5 protein-coding genes are annotated in these 12,917 nt (G+C 45.1%); all 5 read left to right on the top strand.

The genetic code is table 11. The features are described from left to right. Positions 1 to 25: 25 nt before the first annotated feature. A complete protein-coding gene (locus H6F41_RS05505) occupies positions 26 to 3,244 on the top strand; it encodes an efflux RND transporter permease subunit (protein WP_190402482.1) in 3,219 nt (1,072 codons plus the stop codon). Between the two features lie 80 nt (positions 3,245 to 3,324). After that, positions 3,325 to 7,446, top strand: coding sequence for an ATP-binding protein (locus H6F41_RS05500; protein ID WP_190402481.1), 4,122 nt, complete (start codon positions 3,325 to 3,327; stop codon positions 7,444 to 7,446). Between the two features lie 136 nt (positions 7,447 to 7,582). Further along, complete coding sequence (locus H6F41_RS05495) at positions 7,583 to 9,385, top strand: EAL domain-containing response regulator (protein ID WP_190402480.1); 1,803 nt, start codon at positions 7,583 to 7,585, stop codon at positions 9,383 to 9,385. Positions 9,386 to 9,603: 218 nt separating this feature from the next. Then, positions 9,604 to 12,354: a phycobilisome rod-core linker polypeptide gene (locus H6F41_RS05490; protein WP_190402479.1), complete on the top strand. Its 2,751-nt coding sequence runs from the start codon at positions 9,604 to 9,606 to the stop codon at positions 12,352 to 12,354. Between the two features lie 60 nt (positions 12,355 to 12,414). After that, complete coding sequence (locus H6F41_RS19135; RefSeq protein ID WP_190402478.1) at positions 12,415 to 12,636, top strand: DUF433 domain-containing protein; 222 nt, start codon at positions 12,415 to 12,417, stop codon at positions 12,634 to 12,636. Positions 12,637 to 12,917 lie beyond the last annotated feature (281 nt).

Below are 12,917 nucleotides of genomic sequence, written 5' to 3'. Positions count from 1 at the left end.
TCGATAGAAAATCTAGAGGTAATCTATGAGCGCGTCCGACTCCCCTAGCCCGAAACCGACAGGATTTAGCATCAGTGCCACGGCGATTCGTCGTCATATCGGTACATTGATGCTGACGATCGCAATTTTTGTGATGGGAGCATTCTATGTCACCCGATTGCAGGTAGATTTACTTCCATCGATTGTGTATCCGCGTATTGGTGTTCAAGTTAATATTCCGGGAATTACGCCCGAAGTTGCGATTACGGAAGTCACCAAACCCCTAGAGGAATCTCTCGCAGTTACCGAAGGAGTCAATCAACTTTTTTCGCGTACCCGTGAAGGTCAAGTGCGGGTGGATTTGTTTTTCGAGGCAGGCAGTGATGTTAACCAAGCACTCAACGACACCGTAGCCAGTTTTAATCGTGGTCGTAGTCGCTTGCCAGAAGATATTGAAGATGCACGGATCTTTAAGTTCGATCCTTCTCAATTTCCTGTCTATGAGTTTGCCCTGACTTCACCTTCCCTCTCTCTGCCAGAGTTGCGACTGTTTGCCGATGAGGAATTAGCTCGCGAACTATCGATTGTGCCGGGGGTGGCAGGAATCGATGTGGTGGGTGGCGTGAGAGAAGAAGTGCAGGTTAATCTTGACCTCCAACGCCTCCAGTCTGTGGGTGTAAATGTTAATGATGTCCTCAATGCCCTTCGCGATCGCAATATTGACATTTCTGGGGGACGACTCCGTGATGGCTCGATTGAACCGCTTACCCGTGCGATCGGTAAGTTTCGCGATGTCAGTGAATTAGAAAATCTATCTTTTATTGTGCGTAGTGGCAATGCTAGTCCTACGGCTCAGCCTCAACAGGTCTATTTGCGTGATTTCGCCAACATTATTGATGGTACTGAAGAGCAACGGGTATTTACGACCCTAAATGGACAGCCTGCTGTACGTCTATTGGTCACCAAACAGCCCGATGCCAACACGATCGAGGTGGTCGATCGCGTCAAAGAAAAAATTCAAGCCTTGCAAACCAGTGGTCTGATTCCCAGTGATGCCGAACTGACTGCCACCATTGATGAGTCCCGACTGATCAGAGCTTCAGTGGCTAACGTCACCTCTTCGGGGATTATCGGTGCAGGGCTAGCTGCCATCGCTGTATTTCTGTTTCTCGGCTCGCTCCGCCAAACTCTGATCATCAGTCTTGCCATTCCGCTTGCTACCCTTGCCGCCGTTATCTGCATGGGTATTTTTGGATTCTCCTTAAACCTATTTAGCCTTGGTGGTTTGGCTCTTGGCGTGGGTATTGTTGTTGACAACTCAATCGTCATGCTCGAAAACATCACCATCGGGCTGGAAAAAATCCGCAGACGCAAAGGTGGTGATCCTGAGTTTGCCGAAATTATCAATCAATCACAAGTCAGCAGTACCGAAATCGAATCGGCGTTAATTGCCTCCACCAGTACCAACCTCGTCGTTATTTTCCCATTCCTATTACTGGGCGGATTTCTGTCACTGCTCTTCAATCAACTAATTCTGACCATCAGCTTTTCTGTACTTGCTTCGATTGCGATCGCAATTACCGTAGTCCCGATGCTCGCCTCGCGACTGCTTGCCATTCCTTGGTCGAGCCGTCTAAATGAAACTTGGTTCATGCGCGGTTTTGAAAATCGTTTTGCCGCTGCAACCCTTGGATATTCAAGATTTTTAGCCAGAATTGTGCATTATCGACTATTAGTCGTGATCACCATATTCGCGGTACTAGGTGGTGGCGGTCTTGTCATGGCGCAACAACTACCGCAAGAAATCATTCCCCAAGTCAGAACAGGTGATGCTAGCGTCAATGTCCAGTTTCCCGCAGGTACAACCCTCGCCCAAAATATCCGTGTCATGGAAATGGTGGACGAAATTTTGAGGAAGCAGCCTGAAACTGCCTACTCATTTGCGACGATTGGTGGTGGCTCCTTTGGAAATAACGTCACGTCTAATCCACTCCGTAGTGGTAGCACGATTACGCTCAAGCCCAATACTGATATTGCCGCTTTTGTGAGTCGAGTTAATCAGGAAATTGGCAAACTCAATCTGGCAGGGGTGCGCGTGCGCGTCAATCCTGGACAAGTACGCGGTATCATCGTCAACAATTCCCCCGTACCCAGAACCGATATTGACGTAGTTTTGCAGGGAACTAATCCAGAAGTGCTAGCGCAAGCGGGTACAGAAATTCTGAGCGCCCTCGAAAAAAATGTTAAAGGCGCAAACTTCCGCCCCGACACCGATGCTCGTCAGCCTGAAGTGCAAATTGTCCCCGATTGGGAAAGATTACAGGCGCTCGGACTATCCACTCAATCGATCGGCTCAACCTTACAAACCGCAATCACAGGTTCCGTGCCGACGCAATTGCAACGGGGCGATCGCCTGATTGATGTGCGTGTGCAGGTCGATCCAGCTCTGCGTCAAAACTCATCCCAATTGCAGCAAGTGCCTCTGTTTGTCAGCAATAATCGTCCTGTACGTCTTGCCGATGTATCGACGATCCGCGAAGGGCTTGCCCCCGGAGAAATCCAACGTATTAATCAACGTCAAGTTTATTTACTCCTTGGCAGCATTGAGCGCGGTGCCAGCCTCAGTGATGCCATCCGCCAGACGGAAGAGACGATCGCCGCTATCGATTTACCTGAGGGGGTCACGGTGTTGCCAAGCAGTGCCAAGGAAGCTAATGAAAATCTTTCCAAGTCCTTCGGATTATTGGGTGTGTTAGCTGCCTTCCTCGTTTTCGTGGTGATGGCAGTGCAGTACAACTCCTTACTCGATCCCTTAGTGATCATGCTGACAATTCCCCTTGCCTTGGCGGGCGGCATTGTGGGTCTGTATGTGACGGGTAGCTCCATTAATGTAATGGTAGTAATTGGTGTAATTCTCCTGATTGGAATTGTGGTTAATAATGCGATCGTGTTGGTGGAATTGGCGAATCAAATCCGCGAAGAGCAGAGATGTAGCCGTATTCAGGCGATGCTCCAAGCTGCCCCCACGCGCTTGCGCCCGATTTTGATGACCACAATTACCACGGTTGTGGGTGCTTTTCCCCTTGCCCTTGGTGGCGGTGATGGCGGCGAGTTTCTGCAACCTTTGGGCATTGTTATATTTTCTGGGTTAGCCCTCGCAACGTTGCTAACTCTATTCTTGATTCCCTGCTCCTATGTACTTTTGCATGAGTTTAGCTGGAAAAAAGTTAGTCAGTTAGTGCCGATCAAAGCCTCCAAAACATAAATTTTCTTAGAGAGATGCAGCGCTTGGCACTGCATCTCTCTTTTTTATTGGGTATCTTGATCTGATATAGCAGCTTAAAGATGGCGATCGCTATACTTAAAAACATAATTTGTCTATGGCTGGGTGGAATGATTCTTGGCAAAAATCGGAAGTTATCACTCAAATTTATTCTGATCAGTCAATTTGTAACCTTGATCGTCGGGATATCAGGTTTAGCAATATGGTTAGCTTGGCGCAGTGAACAGGAAACGGTCACCAATTTGGTGAAGCAACTACAAACCGAAATTAGCGATCGCATTCAACAAAAACTCACTACTTACCTCGAAACTCCACATTTAATCAATCAGATTAATGCCGATGCGATTAAACAGGGTGCGCTACAGCCCCAAGGTCAGTTGAGCGAAAAATATCTATGGCGACAAATTCAGAGATTTCCCAAAGTTTCTTGGATTTATTATGGGGGCGAAAAAACAGGGGAATTTATTGGGATTAATCGGCTAAATAGTAGCCCGAATGATCCTTTGCAGGGCTTAACACTGGCAGTTAATATCAATGGTTTACAGCGCTATTACTTTAGCCTCGATCAGCAGGGAAATCGGCTAAAACCTCAAGGTAGCCCAGAACTATATGATGCGAGGCAAAGACCTTGGTATCGTGCTGCCATTAATTCCCGCAAACCAATTTGGAGTGAAATTTATCAAGATTCCGCATTGCCCGAACAAGTAATTAGTGCCAGTCTTGCCGTGTTCAATGCTCAAGGCGAAAGAATTGGAGTCTTAGGAGCGGATCTTTCCCTCGCAAATATTAGTGTTTTTTTAAAGGAATTGCAGATCGGTAAATCGGGTCAGGCTCTGATTTTTGAACCTTCGGGGCTACTAGTTGCCAGCTCTGTTTTAGACAATCCCTATGCAAATAATAGCGATCGCAAACAGGTTGAACGACTGGCGATTAACAGCATTCAACAGCCGATGATTAGAGCCTCGGTGCAACATTTAGAAAAAGAACTGGGGGGACTATCGCAAATTACCACAGCCCAAAATATCAAATTTGCAAGCGAAAGCGGCAATATATTTCTCAAGGTACTGCCCTATCGTGATGAACGGGGCATCGAATGGCTAATTGCGGTAGTAGTTCCTGAGTCTGACTTTACTGAACAACTAAATATTACGCAGCAAACCTTTGTGGCATTGCTATGTCTAGTCCTAGCTGCTGCGATCGTTTTAGTAATCATAACTACTGACTACATCAATCGCTCTCTGCAAAATTTAACGCTCGCTAGCCAGAATCTTGCGAGTGGCGACCTCGATCGTGAAATTCCCCCAGCGAAATTTGACGAACTAAATCAGCTTTCCCATGCGTTTAATCAAATGGCGAGGCAATTGAAATATTCCTTTGCCAGTTTGGCAAGTGCCAATGAAAACCTCGAATTGCGAATTCAAGAGCGCATCACAGAGCTACAGACTTCAGATGCAAAGTTTAAAAGTTTGGTACGCAATCTGTCGGGAATTGTTTATCGGGCTGCCTGCGATCGCAATTCTTGGGATATCGTTTTTATGGGCGGAGCTGTGAAGGAAATTACGGGCTATCCTGAGTCCGACTTTATCAACAATTGCCAACGGACTTGGTTCAACATTATCCATCCAGATGATCAACAACATGTAGAACACACAATCAATGACAGTCTAGAGTGTTGCCAACCCTACAGTTTGGAATATCGGATTATTGATGCGGAAAGCAATATTCGTCATCTCTGCGAAAAAGGTCAAGGGCTCTTTGATAAAAAAGGCGATTTACTGTGGCTCGATGGCGTAATTTTTGACATTAGCGATCGCAAACAAGTAGAAGCAGAACTACTCGATCGCGTCCATCTTTCAATTTTGGTGTCAGAAATTGGCTCGGCATCGACGCAGCTCAACCGACTTGAAGACGTGCTGCAATCCTTCGTGGAGTCTTTATGGCGACATCTGGATGTAGACTTTGCCCAAATCTGGACAATTAATGCAGGGGCAACCGATATTGAGTTGCAAATTAGCACAGGCAAATATAGTGCAACAGATAGTGAAAGACTGCGCCACTTGGTATCCCCAGATAAAATTTGGGCAATTATGCAGGGCGAGTTTCAGCCTCTTTTGACCGACCAGATTGTGGCTGATTTAAGTGAAGCTGATCAACTTTGGCTACAGGAAAATGAGATTAATTCCCTAGTCGGATATCCTCTGCTCGTCAAAGGTAGAGGAGTTGGCGTTCTATTTCTGGTTGCTCAGTCCCATCTCGATACCGATATCCAGATGCTTGACTTAATCGCCAATGCGATCGCCATTGGCATCGATCATAAACAATCGGAAGACAGACTACGAATTGCCAATGCGGAAATGAAAGCGCTATTTGCCGCCATGGATGAAGTGATTTTAGTGCGCGATCGCCAAGGTATTGTTCGCAAAATTCCGCAAACTAGAAGGGATTTAGGATGGCTCACGCCTGATCAAGTAATTGGGAAACTTCCAGAGGAAATATTTTCCACAGAACAAGCTAAGCTTATTACTCTCAATGTCCAGAAAGTAATTGAGAAACAACAAACCCTCAACCTTGAATATAGTTTGACACAAAATAATCAGTTGATTTGGTGGAATGCGAGCATCTCTCCCATTGATGCCGAAACTGTAATTTGGGTAGCCCGTGACATCACCAAGGGTAAACAAATTGAACAACAACTCAAACAGGCAAAACACATTGCGGAGTCGGCAAGTCAAGCCAAAGGTCAATTCCTCGCCAGCATGAGCCATGAATTGCGAACTCCCCTCAATGCGATTCTTGGTTTTACCCAACTAATGATTCGTGATAGTTCCATCCAAGACAAGCATCGCTCTTATTTAAAAATCATCCATAACAGCGGCGATCATCTCTTAGAACTAATCAATGACGTTCTCGATATGTCCAAAATTGAAGCAGGGCAAATTACTCTCAATATCGGTAGTTTTGACCTGTACTACCTCCTCGACACCTTAGAAAAAATGTTCCGCATTAAGGTTGACGACAAATCCCTGCAACTTCTCTTTCAGCGATCGGCAGACACGCCGCGATGGATTAACACCGATGAAGGCAAGTTGCGCCAAATTCTGATCAATCTATTAAGTAATGCCATCAAATTTACTGAACATGGCTCTGTGCATCTTACCGTTGAGCTAACGAACATCTCGGAACATGGTTTAAATCCAGATCTGCTTGCCACCGCCTCAACCATATCGGTAGATCTTATGGCGCTCAAATTTAGTGTAAAAGATACAGGTCAAGGGATTCCCAGTGATTATCTAGAAAAAATCTTTGATGCGTTTGAGCAAACAGATATCGGCAAACTATCGGCAGAGGGAACTGGTCTAGGCTTAGCAATTAGTCGCAGATTTGCAGAGTTGATGGGTGGCAAGATTACGGTACAGAGCAAATTGCAGGAAGGGAGCAGTTTTGATGTGTATCTACCCGTGGGCATCTCGGCAGTGCCAGTGCCAGCGCGGACAGTTGATGAGCGCTATGTCATTGGACTTGCCCCTAATCAGCCAGAATATCGCATCCTTGTGGCTGAAGATCGTTGGGAAAGTCGGCATTTACTAGTGAAGCTTTTGGAGTCCGTTGGGTTTCAAGTCAAAGACGCGGAAAATGGCTTAGCTGCGATCGCAATTTGGGAAGAATGGCAACCACATTTAATTTGGATGGATATGCGAATGCCCATCATGGATGGTTACGAAGCCACTCGGCGCATCAAATCACACCTACAAGGACAAGCAACGGTAATTATTGCCCTCACGGCAAGTGCCTTAGAGGAAGAGAAAGTGATCATCCTCTCGGCAGGTTGTGATGACTTTGTGCGTAAACCTTTCCAAGAAACTGTCATTTTCGATAAGTTAGCCGAATATCTCGGAGTCACCTATGTATATCAAGACGATTGCGATCGCAATGCTATGGATCAGGACTACAGTGATCCAGACACCTTAACCACCAATCTACAAATACATTTACCCGAAATGCCCGATATTTGGCTTCAGAAGCTTCAGCAAGCCGCCACCCTTGCTGACAATGACCTGATCCATGAATTAATTAAAGAAATTCCTTCAAACAACACAGTTTTAATTCAGTCTTTACTCAGCCTGATTGATAATTTTTGTTACAATCAAATCATAGAGCTGACTCAAAAATTTCTCGTAAAATGACCAACTCTAATTGATGTTATGTTTTTTTAGGAAAATTTACCTAGCAATTAACAAAATGTACTTTAAAAAGCTTTGTAAAATTTTTCAAAAACTTTCAGGATTTTTAAGATAATCGCCGCATGGGTGAAGCTAAGTAATGACTAGAAACTATAGTGGCGATATTTTAATAGTCGATGACATGCCCAATAATTTGCGGTTTCTCTCGACAACCTTAATGGAGCAAGGCTATAAGGTACGCAGCGTCACCGATGGACTAATGGCTCTGACCGTTGCCGAAGCCGCGCAGCCAGATCTGATCTTGCTAGACATCATGATGCCCCATATTAATGGCTATGAAGTCTGTAAGCGACTCAAATCCAATAGCAAAACTAGCCATATCCCCGTAATTTTTTTGAGCGCCTTGGATGATGTCTTGGATAAAGTCCAAGCTTTTAGTATTGGTGGGGTTGACTATATTACAAAGCCATTCCAACGCGAGGAGGTACTAGCGCGGATTCAAACCCATCTTAGTTTGGTCGACTCTCAAAAAGAAATCAAACAACTAAATGCCTGCCTCGAAGAGCGTGTCCGCCAAAAAACTGCCCAACTAGAACAGGAGATTGCTGAGCGCCTACAGGCTCAAGAACGTTTGTTGCATCTCGCGTTACATGATGTTTTGACAGGTTTGCCCAACCGCACTTGGTTTATGAAGCAACTGGAGCAGTTAATCCAGAAATCTAATCAGCAAATTGATTCTCCCTTTGCGGTTTTGTTTTTAGATTGCGATCGCTTTCAGGCTGTGAATGATTCTCTTGGGCATCTTGTGGGCGATCAACTACTAGTTTCGATTGCCAGAAGAATTGAGATGTGTCTAACCTCAGGAACAACTCTTTGCCGCTTGGGAGGCGATGAATTTGCCATATTGCTGCAAGACACCAGACAGAGCAGTGATGCCATCAAAGTTGCCAATTATATTTTGCGCGAACTGTCTCCCCCGTTCCAGATTAGTGAATATCAAGTGTTTTCTAATGTCAGTATTGGCATTGTCATGGGCGATCAAACCTACAAACAGCCTGAGCATATTTTGCGAGATGCAGATACAGCGATGTATCGGGCTAAGGCAAATGGTAAAGCTTGCTATCAGATGTTTGACCCCACGATGCATAGTCATGCCTTGCATAATTTCCGCCTTGAATCCGATCTCAGACACGCGATCGACCGCCATGAGCTAGAGGTTTACTATCAACCGATCATCAACTTAGCCAATCATCAAATTTCGGCATTTGAAGCCCTAGTGCGTTGGAATCATCCCGAAAAAGGTTTCATTGTTCCTAGCAAATTTATTCCCATCTCCGAAGAAACGGGGCTAGTAATTCCGATCGACCTATTTGTATTACGCCAAGCCTGCCAACAGTTACAAAATTGGCACGATGAAGGTATTGCCGATTCTTTAACTATTAATGTCAATCTTTCAGTCAAGCACTTTATGAGTTTTGACTTACTGCAACAGATTGACGATATCTTGCAAGAGACAGGCATAAGTGGAAAGTCGCTACGCCTAGAGATCACCGAAAGCGACATTATGGGCAATGCCGAGTTTGCGGGCAAAATTATTTCTCAATTACGCGATCGTCATATCCAATTAGGTATTGATGACTTTGGCACTGGTTATTCTTCCCTAAGCTATTTGCATCGTCTGCCCATCGATCACCTCAAAATTGATCGCTCTTTTGTGATGCGAATGGGCAAAAATGGCAAAAACACAGAAATTATTAAAGCAATCATTGCCCTAGCCAAGAGCCTCAATATATTTACCGTTGCCGAGGGCATAGAAACACAGGATCAACTCGATCAGATCAAAGAGTTGCATTGCGAGTTTGGGCAGGGATATTTATTTTCTAGACCTGTTAATGCCAAATCTGCCAGAGATCTGATTATTAATGCCGATTTAGCCCCCTAGCCCATCAGGATGTGCTGCTTTGTAAGTTATCGATTAGTTTTCGCTCAGCCTGATCTTGCCCATGCTTTACAAAACTTATCGTTAGTTTTTAGTTGAATTACCTGTAAATGCAGCATTTTCTGATGAGATAGAGTTAGATATTTAAGTTGGAAAACCCTATACTGGGTAGTTATTATTTCGACTTTTTACATACCCTTTAAAGATCACAAGGCAGACACATGAGCGTAACAGCGTCAAGTGGTGCAGTAAATGCCCGCCCTCGTCTATACCAGACCGCTATAACTTCCACAATTTCCCAGATAGAACAACAGGATCGCTTCGCGACTCGTAGCGAATTAGAAGACTTATCAACATATTTTCAATCTGGACAAAAGCGGATTGAAATCGCCGCAATTCTGACCCAAAACTCAGAAAACATCGTTTCTAAGGCTGCTAGCCGTATTTTTACGGGTGGTTCGGCCATGGCATTCTTGGAAAAGCCTAAGAATGACGAAGAGCTAGAAATCGATCGCGCTGGACGTGTGGTTGATGTCAAGCTTGGCATGGAATTAGGTACAACCATTTATGCTGAATCGACTGGAGAAGGTGGCTTTTTAGGAGCAATCAAGAATTTCTTCAGTAATACAGGTATTACTGGTGTTGTTGACCCAGTACCTGCCAATTTCCGCCCCATTAACATTTCCCGTTATGGCGCAGACCGCATGAAGAAGTCCTTACGTGACTTGTCATGGTTCTTGCGCTATGCCACCTATGCAATTGTCGCTGGTGACCCCAATATTTTGGCGCAGAACGTGCGCGGTTTGCGTGAGATCATCGAGGCAGCTTGCTCGACCGAAGCCACGATTGTTGCTTTACAAACCATGAAACAAGCCGCAGCGGGTTATTTCTTGAACGATCCTGCGGCAATTGAAATCATCAAGCAATATATGGATGTTGCGATCGCAGAATTTAAAGCGCCAACTCCATCGCCCAAGGTGCGTCAACGTAGCTCGACTGACCTCCAAGGTCTTGCCTTGCCTCAAATTTACTTCAACACCGCAGAGCGTCGTCAGAAGTTTGTGATGAAGGCGGCGATGACTGGTGCAGAGAAAAATGAGGTGGTCAAGGCAGCTTACCGTCAAGTTTTCGAGCGTGATATCACTCGTGCCTATAGCCAAAGTGTTTCTGACCTTGACTCGAAAGTTAAGAATGGTGAAATCTCGGTACGTGAATTTGTGCGCCGCTTAGGTCTGTCGCCTCTATATCGCGATCAATTCTTCCTACCTTTCATCAACTCCCGTGCGGTCGAGTTAGCCTTCAAGCATTTCCTTGGGCGCTCTCCCGAAAGCCGTGAAGAAGTTGCTGCTTATTTTGCGATCGTTTCTAAGGGTGGTCTAGCCGCCTTGGTCAATGCGCTAGTTAACTCCAAAGAATACAGCGACTACTTTGGCGAAGAGACTGTACCTTACCAACGTGGTCTGGGACAAGAAGCCCAAACTGCTCGTAACTGGGGCGCACAGTTTGATTTGTTCAATTACTCTGCACCTTTCCGCAAGGTTCCTCAGTTCATCACCTTGTTTGCTTCGTACAATCAGCCATTGCCTGAGCAACATGTTTACGGTGCTGGTCATGATCCTCTGGAAATTCAGTACGGCGCGATCTTCCCTAAAGAAACTCGCAACCCCAATGCCTCTCCTGCACCTTTCGGCAAGGATACTCGTCGGATTTTGATCCGCAATGGTGCTGGTATTACCAACCAATTGGGTAACCCTGCGGCAACTGGATCGATTGATCCGATGAGTCCCAAGGTATTCAAGCTTGACCAAACCCTCCGTGATAGCGTCAAGATCACTAAGGGCAAGAAGACATCGGTTAAGGGTGTGAGTATCACCAACTCGGAAACCTCGACTCAAGCCGTAATTCGAGCAATTTACTTGCAAGTAATTGGCTTTATTCCTTACTCTGGTCAGCGTCTCACTGTTGCCGAAATCAAGCTCGAAAATGGTGATATCTCAGTGCGTGAGTTTGTCCGCATGTTGGCGAAGTCACCTGTCTTCCGTGATCGCTACTGGACTAAGCTTTATGTCTGTAAGGCGATCGAATTTACCCATCGCCGCCTCTTGGGTCGTCCTACCTACGGTCGTCCTGAAATGAATGCTTACTTTGATCTCGCATCGAAGAAAGGATTCTATGCAGTCGTTGATGCCATCCTTGATACCAAGGAATATGAGCAAGCCTTTGGTGAAGATACTGTTCCCTACGAGCGCTATCTCACTGCTGCTGGCGTATCTCTCCGCAGCAACCGCACTGGTACTTTGGCAGAGGACAAGGGTACTAAGGTTGTGCCTGAGACAACACCTAAGTTTGTTGAACTTGGTCAAGTCCCCGAAGATCGTTCTTCCGTATCAATTCGCGATCGCATTAACCAAGGTGTAGATAAGAAACGCGAACAGCGCAAGATCTTCAAGCTCACCACTACCGACCCTGTGGAAGCAGGTGCTTTGGTGCGTGCTGCTTACCGCCAAGTGTTCGAGCGTGACATGGATGCTTATGTTGCCGACGCACAGTTCAGCCAATTTACTTCCAAGTTGCTTAACAAGGAAACCACAGTCAAAGAATTCATCTTGGCGATCGGTACATCTGACCTTTACATCAAGGAATTCTATGCACCATTCCCTAACACCAAGGTGATTGAATTGGGTACAAAGCACTTCCTCGGACGTGCGCCCCTCGATCAAGCTGAAATCCGCAAATACAATGTGATTTTGGCAACTCGTGGAATCAAGGCAATGGTTACTGAAATGGTCAACAGCCGTGAATTCCTCGATGCCTTCGGTGAAGATGTTGTACCTTACAACCGCTTTGAAACTTTCCCTGCGGCTAACTACCCCAACACCAAGGAGCTATACGATCGCCTCACTAAGCAGGATAAATCGATTGTTGTGCCTAGCTTTGCTTCCGTAAAATCGAAAATGCCAACAACAGTTTAGATTTTCGAGATTAGCTGATAACTAAAAAAAGAGAGGTGGCTTTGCTATCTCTCTTTTTTTGTGAAATTGCGATCGCCACTTCATCAAAATCAAATAGTTAACGCACGCATTGCTGTATCAGATGTGTTTGACTACCTTGGCGGTGGAATGAGTGTTGAAGAGGTATTGGATGATTTTCCTGATTTAACACTTGCAGATATGCGGGCTTGTTTTGCGTTTGCTGCCAATCTCGATCGCCGTTTGACAGTGGTTCCCTATGAAGTTACAGCAAATGATTTATGAACAAGGGCCTTAAGCCCCTTGTTCATAAATCATTTGCTGTAAAAAAGCCATGTTTTGTAGATTTTTAATAAATTTAATACGTTACTTCTCATGTAATGATAAGTAAACTTAAAAACTTAAGAAATAGAATTTCTGTATCTTAAGTTTTTATTTTATGTGTTTATCTATTTTATCCAGACCCAGAAGTGTTGAATCAGAAATGAAATCAGCCTAAAATCGGGCACACTATTCCTGTAAAGATGGTGATTTTAGCTTAAAATTACCATCTTTCTAAACCAATG

Source organism: Pseudanabaena mucicola FACHB-723, from assembly GCF_014696385.1.
In the GTDB taxonomy this organism is placed as follows: Bacteria; Cyanobacteriota; Cyanobacteriia; order Pseudanabaenales; family Pseudanabaenaceae; genus Pseudanabaena.
This window is presented reverse-complemented; position numbering and strand designations above follow the sequence as displayed.